The 23,358-nt window shown below is 72.5% G+C and carries 22 protein-coding genes; 9 read left to right on the forward strand and 13 right to left on the reverse strand.

The genetic code is table 11. The features are described 5' to 3' along the window. Window position 1: 1 nt before the first annotated feature. The 5 genes from ACZ7OU_RS46010 to ACZ7OU_RS46030 all read right to left on the reverse strand — a co-directional run bounded on the left by ACZ7OU_RS46010 (window position 2) and on the right by ACZ7OU_RS46030 (window position 3,983). Window positions 2-805 carry an ABC transporter permease gene (locus ACZ7OU_RS46010; protein ID WP_436394399.1) on the reverse strand — a complete coding sequence of 268 codons (804 nt, stop codon included), beginning with the start codon at window positions 803-805 and terminating at the stop codon, window positions 2-4. After that, window positions 805-1,770 (reverse strand): ATP-binding cassette domain-containing protein, encoded by a 966-nt coding sequence (locus ACZ7OU_RS46015; protein ID WP_470260089.1) that lies wholly within the window; start codon window positions 1,768-1,770, stop codon window positions 805-807. The genes ACZ7OU_RS46010 and ACZ7OU_RS46015 overlap by 1 nt, the downstream gene beginning before the upstream one ends. 29 nt (window positions 1,771-1,799) lie before the next feature. Beyond that, on the reverse strand, window positions 1,800-2,642 hold the full coding sequence (locus tag ACZ7OU_RS46020; RefSeq protein WP_470260090.1) for a DUF4097 family beta strand repeat-containing protein: 843 nt from the start codon (window positions 2,640-2,642) through the stop codon (window positions 1,800-1,802). A 73-nt stretch (window positions 2,643-2,715) separates the two neighbouring features. Then, a complete protein-coding gene (locus tag ACZ7OU_RS46025) occupies window positions 2,716-3,207 on the reverse strand; it encodes a toxin-antitoxin system HicB family antitoxin (RefSeq protein WP_470260091.1) in 492 nt (163 codons plus the stop codon). 92 nt (window positions 3,208-3,299) lie between these two features. Then, window positions 3,300-3,983 (reverse strand): FadR/GntR family transcriptional regulator, encoded by a 684-nt coding sequence (locus tag ACZ7OU_RS46030; RefSeq protein ID WP_470260092.1) that lies wholly within the window; start codon window positions 3,981-3,983, stop codon window positions 3,300-3,302. A 49-nt stretch (window positions 3,984-4,032) separates the two neighbouring features. Between ACZ7OU_RS46030 and ACZ7OU_RS46035 the strand changes: the two genes are divergently transcribed. From ACZ7OU_RS46035 to ACZ7OU_RS46045, 3 genes are all read left to right on the forward strand, one after another. Further along, window positions 4,033-5,262 carry a CynX/NimT family MFS transporter gene (locus tag ACZ7OU_RS46035; RefSeq protein WP_470260093.1) on the forward strand — a complete coding sequence of 410 codons (1,230 nt, stop codon included), beginning with the start codon at window positions 4,033-4,035 and terminating at the stop codon, window positions 5,260-5,262. A 52-nt stretch (window positions 5,263-5,314) separates the two neighbouring features. Next, complete coding sequence (locus tag ACZ7OU_RS46040) at window positions 5,315-6,211, forward strand: XRE family transcriptional regulator (RefSeq protein WP_470260094.1); 897 nt, start codon at window positions 5,315-5,317, stop codon at window positions 6,209-6,211. 85 nt (window positions 6,212-6,296) lie between these two features. Then, window positions 6,297-8,087 carry a fibronectin type III domain-containing protein gene (locus tag ACZ7OU_RS46045; RefSeq protein ID WP_470260095.1) on the forward strand — a complete coding sequence of 597 codons (1,791 nt, stop codon included), beginning with the start codon at window positions 6,297-6,299 and terminating at the stop codon, window positions 8,085-8,087. 45 nt (window positions 8,088-8,132) lie between these two features. Here ACZ7OU_RS46045 and ACZ7OU_RS46050 read toward each other — a convergent pair whose 3' ends face one another. Both ACZ7OU_RS46050 and ACZ7OU_RS46055 read right to left on the reverse strand, forming a co-directional pair. Continuing rightward, window positions 8,133-9,527, reverse strand: coding sequence for a mycothione reductase (locus tag ACZ7OU_RS46050; protein ID WP_470260096.1), 1,395 nt, complete (start codon window positions 9,525-9,527; stop codon window positions 8,133-8,135). A gap of 96 nt (window positions 9,528-9,623) precedes the next feature. Then, complete coding sequence (locus ACZ7OU_RS46055; protein ID WP_470260097.1) at window positions 9,624-10,460, reverse strand: M15 family metallopeptidase; 837 nt, start codon at window positions 10,458-10,460, stop codon at window positions 9,624-9,626. A 219-nt stretch (window positions 10,461-10,679) separates the two neighbouring features. Between ACZ7OU_RS46055 and ACZ7OU_RS46060 the strand changes: the two genes are divergently transcribed. Both ACZ7OU_RS46060 and ACZ7OU_RS46065 read left to right on the forward strand, forming a co-directional pair. Beyond that, entirely contained in the window at window positions 10,680-11,492 is an 813-nt protein-coding gene (locus tag ACZ7OU_RS46060; protein ID WP_470260098.1) for a S1 family peptidase, read from the forward strand. Window positions 11,493-11,510: 18 nt separating this feature from the next. Continuing rightward, window positions 11,511-11,945, forward strand: a complete 435-nt coding sequence (locus tag ACZ7OU_RS46065; RefSeq protein ID WP_470260099.1) for a GNAT family N-acetyltransferase — start codon at window positions 11,511-11,513, stop codon at window positions 11,943-11,945. Window positions 11,946-12,015: 70 nt separating this feature from the next. On the opposite strand, the gene ACZ7OU_RS46070 is transcribed toward ACZ7OU_RS46065, so the two are convergent. From ACZ7OU_RS46070 to ACZ7OU_RS46080, 3 genes are all read right to left on the reverse strand, one after another. Next, window positions 12,016-13,191 (reverse strand): 8-amino-7-oxononanoate synthase, encoded by a 1,176-nt coding sequence (locus ACZ7OU_RS46070; protein ID WP_470244841.1) that lies wholly within the window; start codon window positions 13,189-13,191, stop codon window positions 12,016-12,018. A gap of 97 nt (window positions 13,192-13,288) precedes the next feature. Then, window positions 13,289-14,905 carry a DEAD/DEAH box helicase gene (locus ACZ7OU_RS46075; RefSeq protein ID WP_470244840.1) on the reverse strand — a complete coding sequence of 539 codons (1,617 nt, stop codon included), beginning with the start codon at window positions 14,903-14,905 and terminating at the stop codon, window positions 13,289-13,291. A gap of 336 nt (window positions 14,906-15,241) precedes the next feature. After that, entirely contained in the window at window positions 15,242-16,228 is a 987-nt protein-coding gene (locus ACZ7OU_RS46080) for a serine protein kinase RIO (protein ID WP_470260100.1), read from the reverse strand. 272 nt (window positions 16,229-16,500) lie between these two features. Between ACZ7OU_RS46080 and ACZ7OU_RS46085 the strand changes: the two genes are divergently transcribed. Beyond that, window positions 16,501-18,030 (forward strand): phytoene desaturase family protein, encoded by a 1,530-nt coding sequence (locus tag ACZ7OU_RS46085; RefSeq protein ID WP_470260101.1) that lies wholly within the window; start codon window positions 16,501-16,503, stop codon window positions 18,028-18,030. A 592-nt stretch (window positions 18,031-18,622) separates the two neighbouring features. Here ACZ7OU_RS46085 and ACZ7OU_RS46090 read toward each other — a convergent pair. Next, entirely contained in the window at window positions 18,623-19,519 is an 897-nt protein-coding gene (locus ACZ7OU_RS46090) for an MBL fold metallo-hydrolase (protein WP_470260102.1), read from the reverse strand. Between the two features lie 100 nt (window positions 19,520-19,619). On the opposite strand from ACZ7OU_RS46090, the gene ACZ7OU_RS46095 reads away from it, so the two are divergent. Beyond that, window positions 19,620-20,063 (forward strand): cytidine deaminase, encoded by a 444-nt coding sequence (locus tag ACZ7OU_RS46095; RefSeq protein WP_470260103.1) that lies wholly within the window; start codon window positions 19,620-19,622, stop codon window positions 20,061-20,063. A 1-nt stretch (window position 20,064) separates the two neighbouring features. After that, on the forward strand, window positions 20,065-20,922 hold the full coding sequence (locus ACZ7OU_RS46100; protein WP_470260104.1) for a LysR family transcriptional regulator: 858 nt from the start codon (window positions 20,065-20,067) through the stop codon (window positions 20,920-20,922). On the opposite strand, the gene ACZ7OU_RS46105 is transcribed toward ACZ7OU_RS46100, so the two are convergent. Further along, entirely contained in the window at window positions 20,892-21,446 is a 555-nt protein-coding gene (locus ACZ7OU_RS46105; protein WP_470260105.1) for a suppressor of fused domain protein, read from the reverse strand. The genes ACZ7OU_RS46100 and ACZ7OU_RS46105 overlap by 31 nt on opposite strands. A gap of 84 nt (window positions 21,447-21,530) precedes the next feature. Between ACZ7OU_RS46105 and ACZ7OU_RS46110 the strand changes: the two genes are divergently transcribed. Next, complete coding sequence (locus ACZ7OU_RS46110; protein ID WP_470260106.1) at window positions 21,531-22,601, forward strand: NAD(P)/FAD-dependent oxidoreductase; 1,071 nt, start codon at window positions 21,531-21,533, stop codon at window positions 22,599-22,601. A gap of 3 nt (window positions 22,602-22,604) precedes the next feature. Here the strand turns inward: ACZ7OU_RS46110 and yaaA are convergent, their stop codons facing one another. Then, the gene (gene yaaA / locus ACZ7OU_RS46115) at window positions 22,605-23,351 is read right to left on the reverse strand and encodes a peroxide stress protein YaaA (protein ID WP_470260107.1); all 747 of its coding nucleotides are present in this window, start codon (window positions 23,349-23,351) and stop codon (window positions 22,605-22,607) included. Between the last annotated feature and the right edge of the window lie 7 nt (window positions 23,352-23,358).

The following is a 23,358-nucleotide window of genomic DNA, read 5'->3' on the forward strand; positions in this document are numbered from 1 at the left end:
TTCAGTGGCTGGTGGCCTTCTTGTAGCAGCGCACCGAGAGCGGCACGAAGACCACCAGCAGCAGCGCGATCCACAGCACCGACGCCAGGAGCGCGTGCTGCATCGGCCAGACGTCGCGCGGCGGGAGGGCCGCGCTCGTGTTGCCGAACAGCTCCCGCGCCGCCTGGGTGACCGCCGAGACCGGGTTCCAGTCCGCGATCGCCCGCAGCGGGCCGGGCAGGCGGCCGCTGTCGACGAACGTGTTGGCCAGGAACGTCAGCGGGAAGACGACCACCATCGACACGTTGTTGAACACCTCGGGCTTGCGCACGGCCAGGCCCAGCGCTCCCATCACCCACGACAGCGCGTACGAGAACGCCAGCAGCAGGACGATCCCGCCCAGTGCCTCGAGCACGCTCGTGTGGATGCGCCAGCCGACCAGCAGGCCGACCAGGCCCATGATGAGCAGGCTCGCCGTGCTGAGGATGAGGTCGGCGGTGGTCCGCCCGATCAGCACCGCGGCCGGTGACATGGGCAGCGAGCGGAACCGGTCGATGATCCCCTTCTGCAGGTCGTCGGTCAGCCCGTAGCCGGTGACGATGCCGCCCATCGCCACCGCGAGCGTGAAGATCCCCGGCAGCATGAACTCGCGGTAGGACAAGCCCGGGATGTCGATCACGCTGCCGAACACGTACCCGAAGAGCAGCACGAACATCACCGGCGTGAACACGAGGGACCCGAGTAGGTCCAGTGACCGGAAGATCTTGATCGAGTTGCGCTTGGCGACGGTCACGCCGTCGGTCACAGCCATCTGCACCGCGTTCATCACACGGCCTCCTTCGCGGTCTCGTCTGTGTCGGATACGTCATGACCGGTGAGGGTGAGGAAAACGTCGTCGAGGGTGGGGCGGCGGACGCCGACGTCGCGGACTTCGACGCCGTCCACCGCGAGCAGCGCCAGCGCTTCGGTAAGCGCTTTCGCGCCGTGGGTCACGGGCACGGTGAGCCGGAATCCCTCGGCCTGCGGCTCGCCGCTGGACAGCCGGGACAGCGTCCGCTGCGCGACGACGAGGTCGTCGTGCGTGCCGACGGTCAGCTCGATCCGCTCGCCGCCGACGAGGTCCTTGAGCTCGTCGGCGGTGCCGCGGGCGATCACGCGCCCGTGGTCGATGACGGCGATGCTGTCGGCCAGCCGGTCGGCCTCTTCGAGGTACTGCGTGGTCAGCAGCAACGTGGTGCCGCCGGCGACCAGTTCGGTGATGACGTCCCACAGCTCGGTGCGGGCCCGCGGGTCGAGCCCGGTCGTGGGCTCGTCGAGGAACAGCACCGGCGGGTTCGCGACGAGCGCGCCGGCCAGGTCGAGCCGGCGCCGCATGCCGCCGGAGTAGCCCTTGACCGGGCGGTCGGCGGCGTCGTCCAGGCTGAACCGGGCCAGCAGCTCCCGGCCGCGCGCCTTGGCCCGCTTGGTGCCCAGGTGGTACAGCCTGCCGACCATCTCGAGGTTTTCGGCCCCGGTCAGCTCGAGGTCGACGGCGGCGTACTGCCCCGACGCGCCGATGTGCGTGCGCAGCTCGTGCGCGTCCTTCACGACGTCGAACCCGGCGACCGTCGCGCGGCCCGCGTCCGGCTGCTGCAGCGTCGTGAGGATCTGGACGGTGGTGGTCTTCCCGGCGCCGTTCGGCCCGAGCACCCCCAGCACCGTGCCTTCGGGCACCGACAACGACATCCCGTCGAGCGCGGTGACCTTCCCGTACTTCTTGACCAGTCCCTCGGCCACGATGGCGTCTGACATGGATCTTCCCCTTCGTGTGTGCGGAGTCTTCAGGCGCGGCGGATGACGATGTCGCCGGTGTAGGTGTGGGCCTTGACCTCGACGGTCTCGGTGCTGCCACCGGGTCCGTCGGTGGCGCTGAGCGTGTTGCGCACGGTGCCGGTCAGGGAGTTGAGCTCGAGCCACGCGGCGCTGCCCTCGCGGATGCCGACCTCGATCTCGCCGACGGCGGTTTCGAGGACGACGCGGTCGCGGATGACCTCGCCGACCCGGATGTCGCCGGAGGCGGTCTTGGCGTGCACGGCCGCGTGGGCGAGGTCGACGAGGATGTCGCCGTTGGCGGTGTTGACGCGCAGGTCGCCGGTCACCTCGCCGACGCGGGTTTCGCCGTTGGAGTTCTTCAGCACGGCGGTGCCGTCGATCTCGCGGATCCGCAGCTCGCCGGAACCGGTGTGGACCTCGGCGTGCCCGGTGGCGCGGTCGACGGTGACGTCGCCGGTGGCGGTGCTCGCCTCGAGCCGGGCGGACTCGTCGAGGTGGATGTCGCCGACGGACGTCTTGACCCGGCTGTCCCCGATGCGGCCGCCGACGCGGAAGTCGCCCATCGCGGCGGTGCCCTGGATCCGCGAGCCCGCCGGCAGCTCGACCGTGATGTGCAGGGCGCCGGCCTTGCCCCAGAGCTTGGTGACGTACTTCGGGCCCTTGACCAGCAGCTCGCCGTGGGCGAACTCGACGCGGGTCCGGGCGACGGCCTTGACGTCCTCGTTGTCGGCCGGGTCGGCCGGGGTGACCTCGACCGTGGTCTCCGCACGCTCGCCGGCGACGATCCGGACGTCCGCGACGCTCACGTCGATCGTGGCCGTGATCGGTTCGGGAGTGGGGAAAACAGGCATGGCTGCGCCCTCCTGGGGTGCTCGGGTGACGTCTCCGCAGGTCGGAGACGTGAAGGGAACGAAGAAAAGGGGGTTACTGAACCCAGCCGGTGTACTTCTCGCCGAAGGCCGACCGCCGCGGAGGCGGCTGGGCCCGGCCCGGGCCGAGTGCGCTGGTCGCGGCCCGGACCAGCCAGGCGTTGATGGAGATCCGGTCCCGGCCGGCGGCTTCTTCGACGCGCTGCTTGAGCTGCTCGGGCAGGCGCAGGTTGATCCGCGCGACGGCGCCGTCATCGGGCTCGGGCGGGGGCGGCGGCGCCTCGGCGGGCGCCGGTTCGGGTGTGGTGGGCAGGGAGACGGCGAACTCGGCGTCGCGGCGGCGAAGGCGTACTTCGACGGAGCCGGGTGCGAGGTCGCGGGTGATCTCGTCGGTGGCGGCCGAAAGCGCGTCGAGCAGGGTGAGCCGGATCGCCGATTCGAGCGGCGCGGTGAGCCGCTCGGCCAGGGCGACGGCTTCCTCGCCCGCCGCTTCGGCGGCGACCGCGAGCTCCCGGCGGAGTTCGTCCACGAAGGGCGTCAGGTCCATGGCATTACTGTGGCACCGCTGTGGCACCACAACAACCCTGAATTGGCACCCTTAAGGGTCGGAAGTGGTGCCATCAGGTCCGAAAGTCCAGGTCAGGAGCGTTCGACGCGCTCCAGGAGCTCGTCCAGGAAGCCGCAGGCCTCGGCGGCCGCGCGGTCGGGATCGCGCCGGGCGATGGCCTCGGCGAGACCTTCGTGGCCGATCTCCGGCACGTGCTCGACGCCCGGCGTGATGCTCGACGTCGCCGCGACGCTCGCCGTGATGACCTCGGTCAGCCCGCGGTGGAGCTCGGTGAGCAGTCCGTTGTGCCCGGCGCGCACGACGGCCGTGTGGAACTCGGCGTCGGTGCGCGCGAAGTCCTCCCAGCGCCGTTCGCGCAGCTCGACCTCGCGGCGGGCCAGCAGCGACCACAGCTCGGCGACCTCCTCCTCGGTGCGCGACAACGCGGCGAGGCGGGCGCCTTCGGCTTCGAGGGTGCGCCGGACCTGCAGGACCTCGCGCAGCTCGTCGCCGCAGAGGCGGCGGATCGCGCCGGACACCTCGCTGGTGGCGCGCACGTAGGTGCCGTCGCCCTGGCGGACTTCGAGCAGGCCCGTGTGCGCGAGCGCGCGCACGGCTTCGCGGATGGTGTTGCGCCCGACGCCGAGCTGTTCGCCGAGCTCGACTTCGGTCGGGATGCGCTCGCCGAGGGGCCATTCGCCCTCCGCGACAGCGGTGCGCAGCTGCTCGATGACCTGGTCGACCAGGCCGGCCCGCCGGGTGGTGGCCAGAGGCACAGGAGTTATCCCTTCATCCAATCATCCTACGTATGCGATAGTAGCGGTCATGTCCGTCGAACACCGTGAATCCGCCCTGGAACCCGAGCTGGACGGCGCCATCGAGGTCCGGACACCGGGCGTGGTCGCCGCCGGCGCGCTGCTAGCGGTCGCGGTGGTGCTCACCGCCCTCAACCTGCGCCCGGCGATCACCGGGGTCGGGCCGATGCTCGAAGAAATGCGCGCGGACCTGGGCACCTCGGGAGTCTGGGCGGGCGTGCTCACGACGTTGCCGACGCTCTGCTTCGCCGGCGCCGGGCTCGCCGCGCCGCTGCTCGCCCGCCGCACCGGGATCGGCTCCGCGATCGCGCTCGCGCTGGCCACGATCGCGGCCGGGCTGGTCCTGCGCGTGGTCGACGGCCCGGCCGTGGTGCTCGGCGGGACGCTCGTCGCCACCGCCGGGATCGCCCTGATCAACGTGCTCATCCCGGTGGTCATCAAGGACTCCTTCCCGGCTCGCATCGGCGTCATGACCGGCGTCTACACCGCCGCCCTGCAGGGCGGCGGCGCGCTCGGCTCGGCGGTGACCCCGCAGCTCGGGGACGCCTTCGGCGGCTGGCGCCCGGCGCTGGGAAGCTGGGCGGTGGTGGCCGTCGTCGCGCTGGTGGCCTGGATTCTCGCAGCCCGCGGCACCGGCCGGACGCCCCGGCCCGCCGACGCCGACGCCGCCGGCCGCTCGCTGGTGCGCAACCGGCTCGCCTGGATCGTCACGGCCTTCTTCGGCCTGCAGGCGTTCTACGCCTACGCGGCGATGGGCTGGTTCCCGCAGGTGCTGATGGACGCCGGCGTCCCGCGCGACGAGGCCGGTCTGCTGTTCGGCCTGGTCTCGCTGATCGCGGTGCCGATCAGCCTGTTCGTCGCCCCGATGGCCGCCCGCCAGCGCGGGCAGGGCGCGTGGATCATCCTGCTCGGGGTGTTCTGCATCGCCGGCACGACCGGTCTGATGCTGGCGCCGTCGTGGTCGCCGCTGCTGTGGAGCCTGCTGATCGGACTCGGGATGAGCGTGTTCTCCCTCGCCCTGACGGTGATCGCGCTGCGCGCCCGGACCGGCGCGGACACCGCCCGGCTCTCCGGCATGGCGCAGGGCTTCGGCTACCTCTTCGCGGCGCTGGGCCCGTTCCTGTTCGGCCTGCTGCACGACCTCGCGCACGGCTGGCAGGTGCCGCTGGCGATGCTGCTGGGCCTGCTGCTCGTCCAGATGGTGTTCGGCGCGCTCGCCGGCCGCCGCAGGTTCGTCTGACACTTAACAGTTAATGCCGTTCGTCCAGGCGCCGGCCGCTTAAGATCACCGGATGGTCGCGCCGTCGCCGGACCTCGGGACGCTGCTGCGCGTGGGCCCGTTCGACGCCGCCCTGCGCGCGGCCATCCGCGCCCGCGGCCTGAGCCTCGACCGGCTGCGCGAACACCTGCGCACCCGCGGTGTCACGGTGACGACGGCGACGCTCAGCTACTGGCAGTCCGGCCGCAGCCGCCCCGAACGACGGGACTCGGTGCGCGGGCTGCGTCAGCTCGAAGCCGTCCTCGAGGTCCCGGAAGGCGCTCTGGTCGCCTTGCTCGGGCCGCCGCGCGTGCGCCGGTCCGCGCACGCGGAGATCGGGCGGTTCTGGCCGGACGGCCGGCGCATCGACGCCGCGGTGTCCGATGTGGACACACGGTGGGACGAGCGGCTGACCCGGCTCAGTCAGCACGACGTGGTCGTCGTCGGCCCCGGCCGTGAGGAGCTGGAAATCCGGTCGCGGCAGGTGCTGCGGGCCGAAGCCGACGGCCCGGACCGGTGGGTGGTGATCCTGCACCTCGACGAGCACGACCGGCCGCTGCCGGAGCTGCGCGACCTGCGCGGCTGCCACCCGGGGCGCCGGGTGCTCCGGCCGGGAGACGGCCTCCTCGTCGTCGAGCTGCTCTTCGACAGGCCGCTACGGCGCGGCGAAACGGTGCTCACCGAGCACACGCTCGTCAACAAAGCGCCGCACCCGGTCGCGACGAACTACGAACGCAAGTTCCGGCTCCCGGTCCGCGAATACGTGCTCGAAATCCGCTTCTCGCCCGAGGCGGTTCCGCCGGTGTGCCGCCGGTTCGCGGAGCCGGGCGAAGAGGTCGACGTCGTCCCGGAATCCGGTGCGGTGCACGGGGTCGCGCTGAACTTCGGCCCCGGCCGGTACGGCTTCGAATGGGATTGGCCCGCCAGTTAACTGTTAAGGACTTCCGGATCTTCAAATCGGTTATCCACCCGTTTTACGGTCTGCGCACTCCACTCGCCGATCCGAGGAGAAACCGATGCGCAGAATCGTTTCCGTCACGGGGGTGGCCGCTTTGGCCGCGCTCGGCCTGGGCCTGGTGCCCGCCGAAGCGGCCCCGGGCCACCCGGACGCCGAGGTGGCGGGCGTCGCCGCGGCGTTCGGGCTCACCGCGGACCAGGCCCGGGCCCAGCTCGACGCCCAGGACCAGGCCCACCGCGTCGCCGCGGCCCTGCCCGCCGCGGTGCGGGCGTCCTCGGCCGGGCAGTGGTTCGACGCGGCCACCGGGAAGCTGACCGTCGCCGTCACCACCGCCACGGCGGCCGACCAAGCCCGGGCCGCGGGCGCGGCAGCCCAAGTCGTGGCGCGGAGCCAGGCCGACCTGGACCGGACCGACACGGCCGTCCGGGAGCTGGTCGGGAAGGGCGTGCCGGGGGTGTACGGCTGGGGCGTCGACGTCCGTGGCAACGAGGTCGGCGTCGACGTCGATGCGACGAAGAAGACCGCGGCGACCGAGAGTTTCCTCTCGCGCGCAAGGGATCTCGGCGTCCGGATCACCGAGACCGCGACGTCGCCGCGGCAGCAGTCCGGCACGATCCAGACCGGTAACCCGTGGTGGCCGGGCAGCGAGAGCAACTGCTCGGTCGGCTTTCCGGTGACGGATTCGGCCGGTGCCAAGCACTTCCTGACCGCGGGCCACTGCACGAACGACCGCGACCAAGCCGCGTACGGCGCTTCGGGCCAGCAGAACAAGGTCGGCACGTCGAACGTCGGCGGCACCCACAGCGTCAACGCCCGCGAAGGCGACATGGGTGTCGTCGCGGTGACGGAGGCGGGCTGGAACCTGTCCGCGTCGGTCAACACCTGGGGCGAGCCGGCGGTCACGCTGGCCGGCGCGGCCGAGGCGATGGTGGGCGACCGCGTCTGCCACTCCGGCAACACCTCGCACTGGAAGTGCGGCGAGGTGAAGTACACGCATAAGTCCGTCGACTACGGCGGCGGCCTGGTCATCGACGACCTGACCTGGACGACGGCGTGTTCCCTCGGCGGCGACTCCGGCGGCGGCTGGCTGCTCGGCGACAAGGCCACCGGCCTGCACGACGGCGGCCCGTCGCAGTGCGTGGACAACCCGAGTGACGGCGACATGTCCCTGTTCCAGCCGGTTATCGAGGCGCTGACCAAGTGGCAGCTCACGCTGGTGACCGGCAGCGGCGACACAACCCCGCCGAGCGCGCCCGCCAACCCGCGCGTCACCGGCTCGACGGCCACCAGCGTGTCCCTCGCCTGGGACGCGTCGACCGGCGACGCCACCGCGTACGACGTCTACAACGGCTCCGCGCTCGCCACGAGCGTCGCGGGCACCACCGCCACGGTCAGCGGGCTCTCGCCGGACACCGCGTACACCTTCACGGTCAAGGCGCGCGACGCCGCGGGGAACGCGTCTCCCGCGAGCGCGGCCGTCGCCGCGCACACGCAGGCCGGTGGCGGCGGCCGGACTCTCACCAACGGCACGGACTACCCGATCCTCGACTACCAGCAGGTGTTCAGCCCGATCACGTCCACACTGACCGGCCAGGCGGCGACACCGCTTTCCGTCGCGGTCACGCTGCGGCACACCTGTGCCGAAGACCTCGGTGTCACGCTCCTCGACCCGAACAGCCGGGCGTACGCGCTCAAGTACAGCGGCGGCAGCACGTGCACGGCGTGGAACGGCACTCGCACGTTCACCGTCCCGGCAACCGCTCCGGCGGGCGGCCGGTGGCAGCTGCGCGTGACCGACTACGGGCCCGGCGACACCGGGACCCTCGACACCTGGTCGATCACGCTCTAGGGACTCCCGCGGGCCGGGCGGTCACCCCGCCCGGCCCGCGGTGACTCAGTCCAGCGGCAGGTTGAGCAGGGCGTTCTCGATCAGCTCCGGCATCGCCGGGTGGATCCAGTACTGCCCGCGTGCCATCGAGCGCGCGTCCAGGCCGAAGCTCATCGCCTGGATCAGCGGCTGGATGACCGACGACGCCTGCGGGCCGATGATGTGCGCGCCGAGCAGCTGCCCGGTCGCCGGGTCGGCCAGGAGCTTCGCGAAGCCCGTCGTGTCCTCCATCGCCCAGCCGTACGCGATCCCGGCGTAGTCCTGCTTCGAAGTCACGTACGAGACGCCCTTGTCGCGCGCCTTCTGCTCGGTGAGCCCGACGGAGGCGACCTGCGGGTGGGTGAACACCGCGTGCGGCACGAACCGGTGGTCGGCCTTGATCCGCTCGCCCGGGTGCAGCAGGTTGTGCTGCACCACGCGGGATTCGTGGTTCGCGACGTGCTTCAGCTCGTGCGGCGAGGAGAGGTCGCCGAGCGCGTAGATGCCCTCGACCACGGTCTCCTGGTAGTCGTCGACGACGACGTGTCCACTGTCCTTTGTGGTCACTCCGGTGGCGGCGACGTCGAGGAGGTCCGAGTTCGGTTTCCGGCCGGTGGCGATCAGCAGCAGGTCCGCTTCGACGGTCTCGGCGCCCTTCGGGCCCTCGAGGTCCAGCGCGACGCCGCTGTCGGTCTTGCGGGCCCGGACGGTCTTGCGCTCCAGGCGGACGTCGAAGCGTTCCGAAGCCAGCTCGGTGAACCGCGTGCTGACGTCCTCGTCCTCCGAGCGCAGCAGCCGTCCGGACCGGTTGACCAGCGTCACCCGCACGCCGAACGACGCGAAGACGTGTGCGAACTCGGCTGCGATGTACCCGCCGCCGAGGATGACGATGCGTTCGGGCAGTTCGTCGAGCCGCATGACCGTGTCGGACGTGTGGTAGTCGATGTCGCTCAGGCCGGGGATGTCCGGGATGACCGGGCGCCCGCCCGCGGCGAGCACGAACTTGTCGGCGGTCAGCACTTCGTCGGTACGGCCGTCGGGGAAGCTGACGCGCAGCTCCTTGTGCCCGGTGAAGCGGCCGGTGCCCTCGTAGACGTCGACGTTCTTGTTGTCCTCGTGGCTGCGGCGGTACTCCGCGCCGCCCGCGGCGATCGGGTCGATCCGGCCGAAGATCCGGTCGCGGATGTCGCGCCAGCGCACGCCCTTCAGCTCTTCGTCGACGCCGTACTTAGCGCTGTGCGAAGGCGTGTACGCGACGTCGGCGGCGTACACGAACATCTTCGTCGGGATGCAGCCGACGTTCAGGCAGGTGCCGCCGAAGGTGCCCTTCTCGACGATCGCCGTCTTCTTGCCGGCGAAGTCCGGGCCGAGGATGGAGTTCCCCGATCCCGTCCCGACGATCACCAGGTCGTAGTGGGGCACTGCATCCTCCGCGGGGTCGGTTCCGGTCGATTCACCCTAGCCAACCGCCTGCGTGAGGCGCGTGTTCCCGCGTGTGCTTAACGTCGTATTACGTGCTCAGTGGCCGTTGCCGGTGAAGTGCATCCGGTCCTTCGGGCTGGTCCAGGCACCGCCCCAGCTCCACCCGATCGCCGCGAACGCGCGCACGGTCGCGTCGCCCGCCAGGACCATCCCCGGCCGTCGGTTCGCGCGGTCGAGGTAGGCCGAGGCCAGCTCGGGGAGCACGAGCGGGCCCTGGGTGTAGGGGTTGCAGAACGGGTTGACGTCCACCGCGAGCCCGTACGCGTGCGCTGACCAGCTGGTCTGCCCGCGTGCCGGGCGGCAGACGAACGCGCTGGTGCTGTTGCCGTCGCCGGTCGGCGGCGCGACCAGCTCGGCGGGGGTGGTCACGCGCATCTCCTCCAGGGGGAAGTGCGCCGCGAAGAGCTGCCCGAAGACCTTGGTGATCCCGGTGGCGCCCTTCGCGTTCACCAGCATCTCGCCGGTGTGCGCGCGGCCGTCGAACCCCCAGAACGACATCGTCAGGTAGCGCAGGTCGGCCGGTTTGACCGGGCAGGCGGCCTGCCAGGTGCTGCGCGCGAGGACGTCGGCGGGCACGGCGCTGATCGTCGACGCGTACTCGCCGCCGGCCGGCGGCGGGAGGATGTCTTTTGTCGGAAGTGCCCGGTTCACCAGTTCGGGTGGCGTCGGCTCGATCTCGCCGAACCCGTCCGGGCGGCGGGGGAGCGCGCGGGCACCCACCTGCCAGGTGACGGCGGGCGCGCTCGCCGCCGCCTGCGGTGCCGATGTCACCGGGGCGGGGGGTTTGGCCACCGCGGTCGAGGACGGCGTCGCGGCCACCGGCTGCGGGGTCTGCGGGCCTTCCGACGTGCAGGCGGCCAGCGTGAGGGCCATGAGTGCCCCCCAAGCCGCCATCGCTGTCCGTCGCATCTAATCAGCTTGGCAGAAGCGTTCGGTGAGCGCGGAGTCCACCCGTTTCAGTGACACCGTTTCGGGCCCACTCCGATTAGGGTATTGAGCGCCGCTCCTTCACGCACCGGAGTCATCCGGGTGCCGAGCGCTCTGTCTCGTGCTGTTAGCTCGTGTTGATTTAAAAGAAGAGGGGAACGACCCATGTCCGTGAAGTCCCGCCGATCCCTGTTGCTCGCGAGCGGCGCGCTCCTCGCGGTCGCCGCGGTGGCCGTCCCGGTGGTCGTCGGCACGGCGTCGGCGGACCCGGCGTCCGCCAACCAGCCGCGGATCGTGGGCGGTGACAAGGCCTCGCTTTCGGACCACCCGTACGCGGTGTACCTGACCGACGCGAGCGGCAACCAGTTCTGCGGCGCGGTGATCGTCAGCTCGACGGCCGTCGCGACGGCGGCGCACTGCGCCAAGGCGGTCGCGAAGTCGGACGTCCGCGTGGTGGCCGGCCGGGAGGACAAGCGCACCGACGACGGTGACGTCCTCGGCGTGTCGAAGGTCTGGATCAGCAAGGGCTACAACGATCCGACGCAGGGCGACGACATCGCGGTCATGACCGTCCGCGGCCAGCTCGGCTACCGGCCCGCAAAGCTGCCCGGCAGCGGTGACGCCGCGTCGTACCGCGAAGGCACGAAGGCGACGGTGCTCGGCTGGGGCCGCGTCGCCGACGGCGGCGACCGGTCCGACTACCTGCGCAGCGCCCAGGTCCCGCTGGTGTCCGACAGCGCCTGCCGCTCCGACTACTCCGTGTACGACCAGAAGACCATGGTCTGCGCGGGCTACACCGAAGGCGGCATCGACGCCTGCCAGGGCGACTCCGGCGGCCCGCTCGTCGTGGGCGACACGCTGATCGGGATCGTGTCCTTCGGCGACGGCTGCGGCAAGGCGGGCAAGCCGGGCGTCTACACGCGCGTCTCGGCCTACACCGACGACATCGAGGCCCAGGCCGAGCCCCGCCTCTTCTGAGCGTGGTAAGCAGTGGGCATGCCGACCCTGCACGACGCGACCGGGCCCGAACTGACCGCCGCCCAGCTGCACGACATCCTCCGCCTGCGCGTGGACGTGTTCGTAGTGGAGCAAAAGGCCGCGTACCCGGAGCTGGACGGCCGTGACCTGCGGCCGGACACCCGCCACCTGTGGTTCTCGGACTCCAGCGGCGTCACGTCGTACCTGAGGGTGCTCGCCGACCCCGGTGGCGTCCGCCGCATCGGCCGGGTGGTGACGGCGGCCGCCGCCCGAGGCCAGGGCTTGGCCGCGCAGTTGATGGACGCGGCCCTGCTCACCCCGGGCGAGTACGTCTTGGACGCGCAAACGTACGTCCAGGGTTTCTACGCGCGCTACGGCTTCGTCGCGGAAGGCGCGGAGTACACGGACGAAGACGGAATCCCGCACATCCGCATGCGCCGCCTCCCGCGCTGATCACACGTGTCGTCCATCCAGGTACGCGTGTCGTCCGCCTGGGTACGCGTGTCGTCCGTCCGGGTACGGCTCAGCCGGTCGCGCCGCGCGGAGCCGTCGCCGTGATCACCTTCACCGCGCGGTCCACATCGGACTCCGTGAGGTCGGCGCGGGCGGTCAGCCGCAGGCGCGAGATCCCGTCCGGCACCGACGGCGGCCGGAAGCACCCGACCCGGATGCCCTGCTCGGCGCACGCCGCCGCCCACGCGACGGCCGTCTCCGCGGACGGCGCCTGAACCGAGATCACGGCGGCGTCCGGCATGCTCGCCTTCAGACCGGCCGCCTTCAACGACATCGCCAGGTTGCCGGCGTTCTCCAGCACCTTCTCCGCCATCCCCGGCTCTTCCTTCAGCGCGTGCAGCGCGGCCAAGGCGGCGGCGGCGCTCGCGGGCGCCAGCGCGGTGTCGAAGATGAAGCTGCGAGCCGTGTCCACCAGGTGCTTGATCACGCGACGCGGCCCCAGCACCGCCCCGCCCTGGGCGCCGAGGGACTTCGACAGCGTCAACGTCGTGACGACGTCGGGCGCGCCCGACAGCCCGGCCGCGTGGACCGCGCCGCGGCCGCCCTCGCCCAGGATGCCGAACCCGTGCGCGTCGTCGACGAGCAGCGCCGCGCCGTGCTCGCGGCAGATCCCGGCTAGCTCGCCGAGCGGGGCGAGGTCGCCGTCGACCGAGAACACCGAGTCGGTGACGACCAGCGCCCGCGGCTTCCGGCGGGTCGCCAGCGCGTTCTTGATCGCCGACGGAGTCGAGTGCGCCACCGCGGCGACGTCGGCCCGCGAGAGCCGGCAGCCCTCGATCAGCGACGCGTGGATGTACTTGTCGGTGACGATCGCGGACTCGGACCCCGACAGCGCCGTCACGGCCCCGAGGTTCGCGGCGAAGCCGGAGGAGAACACCAGCGCCGCCTGCACGCCGCAGAACCGGGCGAGCTCCAGCTCCAGCTCGGTGTGCAGCTCGGTCGACCCGGTCACCAGCCGTGACCCGGTCGACCCGGCGCCCCAGCGCAGCGCGGCGGCCGCGGCGGCCCCGGCGACCCGCTTGTCGCGGGCCAGCCCGAGGTAGTCGTTGCCGGCCAGGTCGAGCTCGTCCGCCTTCGCGGGACGCGGCCGCAGCTGCCGCACGAGCCCCGCGTTCGCCCGCGTCTGCGCCTCGGTGTCGAGCCAGTCGAAAACCTCGTCGGGCGGGAGCGTCGGCGGCGTAGTCACGTCCCGCAGTCTCCCATCCGGGCTTCGCGCGGCCGGGAAGCGGGCCCGGAAACGCCGGAAGCCCCGGACCGGGGTCCGGGGCTTCCGAAGAAACGAATCAGCTGTCGTAGCCGCGACGCGGGCCACGGCTCGGGCGGCCGTAGCCACCGCCGTTGCCCGAGCGGGGCTGACGGCTGCGGCCGCCGAAGCCGGCGGGACGGCCTTCACGGTTGCCGGCACCCTCACGGGAGCCCTGGTGGTACCCGCCGCGGTCGCCCCCGCGGTCACCACGGTCGCCGCCGTAGCTGCCGCGGTCGCCGCCACGGTCACGGTCGCCGCCACGGTAACCGCCGCGGTCGCCACCACGGCCGTAGCCGCCGCGGTCACCGCGGAAGCCGCCGCCACCGCCGCGACGCGGGTTCTCGCGCCGGCGCTCGATGACCGGCTCGCCGCTGGGCTCCTGGGCACCGGTGATGCGGGACAGCGCCTCGTCACCCGGACGGACCATCGTGGACTCGGCGCGCACGCCGGCCCGGTCGGTCATCCGCTTGACCATGCGGCGCTGGTCGTTGGTGACCAGCGTGACGACGACACCGGACGCCCCGGCGCGCGCCGTGCGGCCCGCGCGGTGCAGGTAGTCCTTGTGGTCGGCCGCCGGGTCGACGTGCAGCACCAGCGAGATGTCGTCGACGTGGATGCCGCGCGCCGCGACGTCCGTGGCGACGAGCACCGGCGAGTGGCCTTCCTTGAAGTCCGCGAGGACGCGGTTGCGCTGCCCCTGCGTCTTGCCGCCGTGCAGGGCCTGCGCGTTCACGCCCTGCTCGCGCAGGCGCTCGGTGAGGCGGTCGACGTGGTGCTTGGTCCGCACGAACATGATCGTGCGGCCCTCGCGGGCGCCGATCTGCGTGATGATGTCCTGCTTGTCCTGGTGCGACACCTGGAGCACGTGGTGGTCCATGGTGTCGACGCTCGCGGTCGACGGCGCGACCGAGTGCGTGACGGGGTCGCTCAGGTACTGCCGGACCAGGCGGTTGACGTCACCGTCGAGGGTCGCGGAGAACAGCAGCCGCTGGCCGCCCGGAGGGGTGAGGTCCATGATCTCGCGGACCTGCGGCATGAAGCCCATGTCCGCCATCTGGTCGGCCTCGTCGAGGGCGATGAAGTTGCAGTCGCCCAGGTGCGCGGTGCCCTGCCGGACGTGGTCCGACAGCCGGCCCGGGGTGGCGATCAGCAGGTCGACGCCACGGGAGAGCGCGTCGGCCTGACGGGCGAAGGCCATGCCGCCGACGGCCGTGCGGCACCACAGGCCGAGGGACTTGGCCAGCGGGGTGAGCGAGTCGGCCACCTGCATGGCCAGCTCACGGGTCGGGACGAGGATCAGCGCGCGGGGGCGCTTCGGGCGGGCCTTGCCGTCGGCGAGCCGGGCCAGCATGGCCAGGCCGAAGGCGAGGGTCTTGCCGGAGCCGGTCTGGGCGCGGCCCAGCACGTCGCGGCCGGCGAGGGCGTCCGGGATGGTGGCGGACTGGATCGGGAACGGGCTGGTGATGCCGGCGTCGGCCAGCGCGCGGAGCAGCGGCTCCGGCAGGCCCAGCTCGGCGAAGGTCCTGGTCGCGACGGTCTCGACAGCGTCATCGCGCAGCATGTCCCCACCGGCGGGGCGCTGACGCGGCCGACGGTCGGGACGGTCCGCGTGCGCGGACGTCGAGGAAGGACCAGAGTTGAACGTGACTGTCACAAATGCCTCTCGGACGTGGTTCGTCACAAGGAGGCCCGGGCTCCCCGCGCGCAGGCAGGGCAAGATGGTGTGCGGTGGGCGTTCACAGGGACGGACCCCGGCACACTGTGTCTTGCACTTTCCGACACTGCGCGCCGCTTTTGGGAATTACGGTGGATTGCGATCACCGCGAGCCATTCGGTGGCTCTGGAGGCGACGGACACCAACTCATCCACGCCGCCGGTGCGGTCTGAATCGATAGTACCTGAGGGGGGCCTGGTCCTCCGCATGGAGGTAACCGGTTGTGGGCGGCGTCGCAGACGTGTTCCGTGCCACATCCGCGACGCCGCCGTGAGATCACCCGAGCCCGGCGGCGGAAACGAGCTCCGCGAGCAGCTCGTCGGTCCGTGTGACGTGCTCGCCGAGGCCGCGGCCGTGGAACCAGCCGGCGAGGTTGCGCACGTCCCGCGCGAGGAACTCGACGCCGCCGGGGTTGGCGACGACGTCGACCACCTGCGGCAGGTCGATCACCACCAGCCGGCCCCGGTGCACGAGCAGGTTGTACGCCGAGAGGTCGCCGTGTGCGAGACCTTCCGAGGCGAGCAGCTCGAGCGCCGCGGTGGCCTGGAACCACAGGTCCTTGAGCTCGGCCGGCTCCGGGCGAACCTGGGCCAGCCGGGGTGCGGCCGTCCCGTCGTCCTCGCCGAGGAACTCGAGGAGCAGTTCGGTGCCGTTGCGCTGCACCGGGTACGGCACGGGCGCGCCGAGCGTCCACAAGCGACTCAGCGCGGCGAACTCCGCGACGGCCCACTGTTCGGCGATCAGGTTGCGGCCGAACGCGCTGCGGTGCTCGATCGCGCGCATCTCGCGGGAACGGCGCATCCGCCGTCCTTCGAGGTAGCCCGCGTCGCGGTGGAACAGCTTGTGCTCGTCGCTGCGGTAGCGCTTCGCGGCGAGCAGCGTGCCGGGGGTGCCGGGCAGGCCGCGGCGCAGCAGGTGGACGTCGGCCTCCTTACCGGTCTTGAGGACGCCGAGGTCGGTGTCGACGGCGGCGAGCTCGGTGACGACCCAGTCGGGCCTCGGGATCGGGCCGTGTTCGGCGTCGTCCCAGGTGGACCAGCGGTCGGCGCCGTCCGGCAGCTGGTTTTCGGTGTAGGCGTCGTCGCGGAGCTTGGCGAGCCGGACGCGTTCGCCTTCGGTGAGCCGCCCGCGGCGGGTGGGCTCGGGTTCGTCGTCGTACCGCGCGCGGCGGGTCGGCCGTTCGCGGGTTTCCTGCTCGAGCCGCCCGCGGCGCGACGGGCGCTCGTCGGAAAGATCGAAGTCTTCGAAGTCGTGCTGGCGCACTGGTGGGGTTCTCCTTGGTCAGGGATGCCCCACCGGGCGCGTGATCAGCCTCGGGGGGCGGGTGGGCGAGGGCACGAAAAGGCCCGGACATCCATCACGACAGGCACCTCCCGGCTCTCGAACCCCCGGCTCCCTGCCGGTTGCGGTCCAGCTTGCCGGACCGATCCGGGGCCGCGCAACCGAATAGCGCGAAAGGACCGTTCGCGACGTTTCCTTGAATTCCGCCGGCGGGCGTGGTCACGTTGGAGGGCAGGCTCACCGAGGAGGGGTGGATGGATTCCTACGACGTCGTGGTCGTCGGCGGCGGGCACAACGGGCTGGTGGCGGCCGCGTACCTGACGCGGGCGGGGCGGTCGGTGCTCGTGCTCGAACGGCGCGGGGAGACCGGCGGCGCCGCCGTGTCGTTCCGCGCGTTCGACGGCGTCGACGTCCGGCTTTCGCGCTATTCCTACCTGGTCAGCCTGCTGCCGAAGAAGGTCGTGGCCGACCTCGGTCTCGACGTGCGGCTGAAGCGGCGCCGGATGTCGTCCTACACGCCGGCGGGCGACTCGGGTCTCCTTGTCGACACGGGGGACGACGGCCGGACGGCGTCGTCGTTCCGCGCGATCACCGGTTCCGCAGCGGACTTCGCGGCGTGGCGCCGGTTCTCGGAGCTGACCGGCGGTGTCGCCGGACGCGTCTTCGGCACCCTCACCGAGCCACTGCTGTCCGAAGTGGACTTCCGCTCGCGGGTGGGTGACCCCGAGGCGTGGTCGATGCTGTTCGAGCGGCCGATCGGCGAGACGCTCACGTCGTGGTTCGGCGACGACACGGTCCGCGGCGTCGTCCTCACCGATGCCCTGATCGGCACGTTCGCCGCGGCGGGCGCCGAGGACCTGCGGCAGAACCGCTGCCTGCTCTACCACGTGATCGGCAACGGAACCGGCGACTGGGACGTCCCGGTCGGCGGAATGGGCGCGGTCACCGGCTCGCTGGCGGCGGTGGCCGCCGGAGCGGGCGCGCGGCTGGTGACCGGAGCGGAGGTGCGGTCGGTCGATCCGGACGGCGAGGTGCGCTACCGCCGTGACGACGCCGAGCACGTCGTGCGCGGCGGGCACGTGCTGGCGAACGTCGCACCGGAAACGCTGGCGCGGTTGCTGGGCGAGGAGCCACCGGAGCGCCCGGAAGGCGCGCAGCTGAAGGTGAACATGGTGCTGTCCCGGCTGCCGAAGCTGCGCGACCCGCACGTCGACCCGGCGGAGGCGTTCGGCGGCACGTTCCACGTCAACGAGACGTACACCCAGCTGGAGACGGCGTACCGCGAGGCGGCGGCGGGGAAGATTCCCACGCTGCCGCCGTGCGAGATCTATTGCCATTCGCTGACGGACCCGTCGATCCTCGGCCCGGCCGAACGCGCGGCCGGCGTCCAGACCCTGACGTTGTTCGGCCTGCACATGCCCGCGCGGCTCTTCGAAGGGCGGAATGAGGAGGCGCGCGAAGCGGCGTTGCGCGCGACGCTGGCTTCGCTGAACAGCGTGCTGGCCGAGCCGATCGAGGACTGCCTGCTGACGGGCCCGGACGGCAAGCCGTGCGTGGAGGCGAAGACCCCGCTGGACCTGGAGGCCGAGCTGGGCCTACCGGCCGGCCACATCTTCCACCGCGACCTGTCCTGGCCGTTCGCGACGGACCCGGCCCAGGAGGGCACGTGGGGAGTGGAAACAGCGCACGAACGCGTACTGCTGTGCGGCGCGGGAGCGGTGAGGGGAGGTGGCGTCAGCGGAATCCCCGGCCACAACGCGGCGATGGCGGTGCTGGGCATGTGAGCGGGCCGCCGCTGTTTGGCCCTCCCAACCGGCGAACCGCGGCTCGTGCCGCCGGACCGCGGGGTCGGGCTGCGTGGGTCGGGCTGGTGCGGCGGGCCCGAGGCTGCCCGGCTGAGGCCTGGCTGTCGGGCCGAGACCCGGCCGCTCGGCTGAGCCCGGCTGCCCGCCCGAGTCCCGGCCGCTCGGCTGAGCCCAGGCCACTCGGCTGGGACCCGGTCGCCTGGCTGAGACCCGGCCGCCTCGCTGAGCCCTGGCGGCCCGGCCGGGACCCGGTGGCCCGGCTGAGCCCTGGCTGCCCGGCTGAGCCCCGGCCGCCCGGCTGAGGCCTGGCTGTCCGCCTGAGGTCCTGCCGCCCGGCTGCGCCAGGCTGTCCGGCCGAGCCAAGCTGCCCGGCTGGGGCCCGGTCGCCTGGCTGAGCCCGGCTGCCCCGCTGAGCCCCAGCCGCCCGGTTGAAGCCTGGCCGCCCAGCTGAGCCCGGCCGCCTTGCTGGGGCCCAGCCGTGGCGAGCTCGCGACCGCGCCGGCGAAGCCCGGCCACTGCGGCGAGCCCCCCGCCGCGGCAGGACCCGGCCACCGGCCCGACCGTTCCTCGGTCAGCCCCAGGCGGACTCATGCTCAGCGCACAAACACCCGACCCCCGGCTCGATCCACTCCTGCCCAGCCCACTCGGGATGGCGCCCGACGAGCAGCGAACGCACCTCCACGGCGATCTCGCTCACCTCAAGCCCCGAATCCCGCCGGCGCCACGTCTCATCCCGCAGCTCGCGCAGATAGTCACGAACATCCGTGAGCACCGAAACGCCCCCGACCTCCCCATGCCCCGGCACCACCACCCGGGGCCCGTCGAGCACCAGCCGGTCCAGGACCTCCAGCCAGCCGACGCCGGTGACGTCCGTGTCGTGCGGTGGGAACCACGGCAGGATCGCGAACTGCCCGGTCTCGGCCAGGTCGCCGGTGAACAGCACGCCCGCGTCCGGCACCTCGATGACCTGGTCGCCGAGCGTGTGGCCACGGCCCGTGGGCCGCAGCCGGACGGTCCGGCCGCCCAGGTCGAGGTCGTGGGTTCCGTCGTACACGACGTCCGGGACCGGGACCCGGACGTCCTCCAGCCGGGCCGCGATCGCCGGGTCCAGGCCGCGGAACATCTCCAGGTAGCCCGCGCCCTTCGTCGCGAGGTCGTCCGCCTGGGCGCGGTTGACCAGATACGTCGCCTCGCCGGTGAACACCTGCGCGCCGTACGCGTGCTCGGGGTGGAAGTGCGTCGTCGTCAGGAAGAGGCGGCGGCCCGCGGCCACCGACGTCGCGAACGCCAGTACCTCCGACGCGTTCTCGGTACCCAGGCCCGTGTCGACCACCAGGACGGCCTCCGTGCCGCCGATGACGCCGATGTTGGGCACGAGGTCGACGCGGGCGTTCGGGATCAGCAGCAGGTCCGGCGCGAGCTCGCGGGCGCCGGCCACCCGCACGGCGGGATCGGTCATGTCGGTCATGCCCCGATTCCACCGCCGGGACACGGCCGCCGTCCAAGACCGATCGCGTGGTGCCGATACCCGGCGGACATCGTCGCCGGTCGGGGTTACTGTTCGGCCCATGGCAGTGGATCAGGAACTCGTGGACGCGGCGATCGCGCTGGCGCGCACCCGGTTCGGGGGCACGTCGTGGTCCGGGGCGGCGGCGCTGCGCCTCGACGACGGCACGGTGCTCACGAGCACGGCCCCGGAATTCCCGAACCAGGGCGTCAGCCTGTGCCACGAAACCGGCGCGATCTGCGAGGCCTTCAAGCTGGACAGGCGCGTCACCGGCTCGGTGTGCGTGACCGCCGCGGACGAAGACCGCGGCTACTGGGTCCTGGCCCCCTGCGGGGTCTGCCAGGAACGGCTCTTCGCCCACGGCCCGGACGTCGAGGTCGCCGTGCCCGAGCCCGCGGACCCGCGCCGGTGGCGTGCCCTGCGGCTGCGGGACGTCCAGCCGCACTGGTTCGCGCGCGTGTTCCCCGACGACGTCTGGCCCTTCGAGGCCGAGCAACCACACTGAGATGGAGCTGCGCACGCTTCGGTACTTCGTGGCCGTCGCCGAGGAACTCCACTACGGCCGGGCCGCCGCGCGGCTGCACATGAGCCAGCCGCCGCTGAGCCGGGCGATCAAACAGCTGGAGGCCGACGTCGGCGCCGTCCTGCTGGTGCGCTCGGCCGCGGGCGTCGCACTCACCCCCGCCGGCGCGGCACTGCTCGAGGAGGCGCGTGCCCTGCTGGAGCAAGCCGAACGGGCGAAGGCGCGCGTGGCCGGCGCCGCGACGATCACCGTCGGCCTCCTCGCCGACAGCGCCGACCCGGACGCGACGCGGCTGGCCGACGCCTACCGCCGGCAGCACCCGGGCCTCGAGGTCCGCGTCCGCGACACGGACCTGACCGACCCGACGTGCGGGCTGCGCGCCGGGCTGGTCGACGTCGCGCTGACCCGCGGGCCGTTCGACGAGACCGGCCTGACCGTGCACCGGCTGCGCGCCGACCCGGTGGGCGCGGTGCTGCGCGCCGACGACCCGCTGGCCCGCCGCGACCACCTGGAGCTGGCCGACCTGGCCGATCGGCGCTGGTTCCGGTTCCCGGACGGCACCGACCCGGTCTGGCAGGCGTACTGGCACGGCGGCGAGCCGCGCGAGGGACCGGTGGTCCGCGCCGTCCAGGAATGCCTGCAGGCCGTGCTCTGGAACGGGACCGTCGGGCTGATGCCGCTCGGCCACCGGCCGCCCGGCGACCTGACGGTGGTGCCGCTCACCGACCTGGCGCCGAACCCGGTGGTCGTCGCCTGGAAGGAAGCGAGCCCGCTGGTCCGGTCGTTCGTCGGGCTCGCGACCGCCGCGTATCAGACGATCGGCGGGCGCCGGACGTCGTAGAGGTCCCAGTCCAGCTGCCAGAACGCGTCGATGCCGTGCTCGCGGATGTACTTCCGCTCGGTGTCGTACACCGGGTAGCAGCCGGCGATGCTGATGGGCGCGCCACCGATGTCGATCAGCGTGTACTGGTGCGCGTCGAGCCCGGCGGGCGCGGACACGGCGAAAGCGGTCATCGAGGACTCGGGCGCGATCGGCTCGCCGAAGTCGATGGTGTCGCCGTAGACGAACGGGCAGGTGCCCCGCAGCTGCTCGGCGAGGTAGCCGATGGCCAGCGCCCACACCGGGTCGTCCGACCGGACGCTGATCCACAGCTCCGGTTTCACGCCGTGCCATTCGTCGTGGTCGGCCAGCGAAAGGCCGTACGTCACCCCGGTCAGGTATCTCGGCTCCGGCTCGTCGGCGTAGACGAACGCGATGACGTCGTCGAGCCCGGCGTGGGTCGACGCGATCGGCTGCAGCCGGGGTTCGGTGCTCCCGGTCACGGTGTCGAGATGGGCGACATACCGCTCGGCACGGCTGGGCATGGCGCGCAGCATACGACCGGTCACCCGGTGGCGTCGGGCAATCTCGGTGGCCCGGGCGCGGCACGGTCGGGCAGGGTGGGGGACATGCGAGTGCTCGTGATCGGCAGTGGAATCGGCGGCGCGGCAACGGCCTGGCACCTGGCGGGCCGGGGCGCGGAGGTGGTCGTGGCGGACGCGGCCCGGCCGGGGACGGCCACCGAAGCCGGCGCCGGGATCGTCAGCCCGTGGACGTCGCGCTGGGAAGACGCCCTGTACCCGCTCGCGGCGGCGGCCGGCCGGTACTACCGCGAGTTCACGGCGGAGCTCGAGGATTCGTCGTTCGAGGTCGTCGGCGGGATGATCGTCTCGGCCGACGACGCCGAGCTGGCCGAGGCTCGGGACCGGCTGACCGCGCGGGCCGCGGACGCGCCCGAGATCGGCGAGATCCGGCGGCTCGATCCAGGTCAGGCTCGCGAGTTGTTCCCGGCGCTGGCGCCCGGGCTGGGCGCGGTGCACCTGGCGGGCGCGGGCCGCGTCGACGGTCACCGGCTGCGCCTGGCGCTGCTGGCGGCCGCCGAGCGCCGGGGCGCGAAGTTCGTCGAAGGCGAGGTCGCGTTCCGGGCCGACGGGACGGTCGCGGGCGCGGCGGGCCCGCTGGAAGCGGACAGCGTCGTGGTCGCGGCCGGCGCGTGGAGCCGGGAACTGCTGGCACCGCTGGGGATCGACCTGCCGGTGACGCCGCACCGCGGCCAGATCAGCCACTTCGACCTGCCGGACACGGACACGTCGGCGTGGCCGGTGGTGCTCCCGCGCACGAGCCACTACCTGCTGGCGTTCGCCGGCGGCCGGGTGGTGGCGGGCGCGACGCGCGAGGCGGAGGCCGGCTTCGACTACCGCGTGACGGCGGCCGGCCAGCGCGAGGTGCTGGACAACGCGCTGACGGTGGCCCCGGGCCTGGCGGACGCGACCCTGGCGGAGACCCGCGTCGGCTTCCGCCCGGGCACCCCGGACGGCTTACCGATCCTGGGCGCGCTGCGGCCGGGACTGGCGGTGTCGACGGGCTTCGGCGCCGGCGGGCTGACGAACGCGCCGTTCGCGGGGAAGCTGATCGCGTCGATCGCGCTGGGGGAGGACCCGGGGTTCGACCTGGCGCCGTTCGCCCCGGACCGCTTCTGACCGTCAGCCTTCGGTGACCAGCTCCAGCGCGTGCTCGCCGGTGCGTTCCACCACCAGGCCGGCCTTCCTGATCACCTTCACCAGCTGGTCCACAGTGGACGGTTCGGCCCGCGTGACCGCCAGCTCGCGCGCCAGGCGGCCCTTGTACGCCTTGTTGAAGTGGCTGACCGTCACGCGCTCGCCGCGGGCGTTCTCCGTCACCACGCGGACCGTCACCGCGTCCGGGCGCAGCTTCGCGAACGCCGAGTACGTGCCCGAGCGCAGGTCCACCACCAGGCCCTCCACCTGCTGCAACACCGGTTCGAGGACCGGCTTCCAGTGCCCGCGGACCGTCCCCAGAGCCGGCAGCGAGTTCCCGCCCGAAAGCCGGTACGCGGGAATCGGGTCGGTCGCCGACACCACGCCGAACAGCGACGACGTCACCACCAGCCGCCGGTGCGCCTTCTCCAGGCCGGCCTTCGTGAAGCTCTTCACGTCGAGCGCGTCGTACAGCACGCCCGTGTAGCGGCGCAGCGCCGGCATGGTCGGCGACGAGAACAGCTCCGCGTTGCGCGCCACCTCGCGGGACTGGCGCTCGGTGAGGCCCAGGGCGGCGACGCTGCCCGGGACGTCGCGGGCCAGCTCGGCGAGCGCGTCGGCGAGCTTCGCACGTGCCGGGTTCAGCTCGGGGAACGACAGCGCGCCGAGGTCGAGGGGGCCGCCGCGGCCGCCGTCGGCCTTGGTCTCGGAAGGAGGAAGAAGCACCAGCACATACCGA

It is taken from the genome of Amycolatopsis sp. NPDC114505, assembly GCF_055633615.1.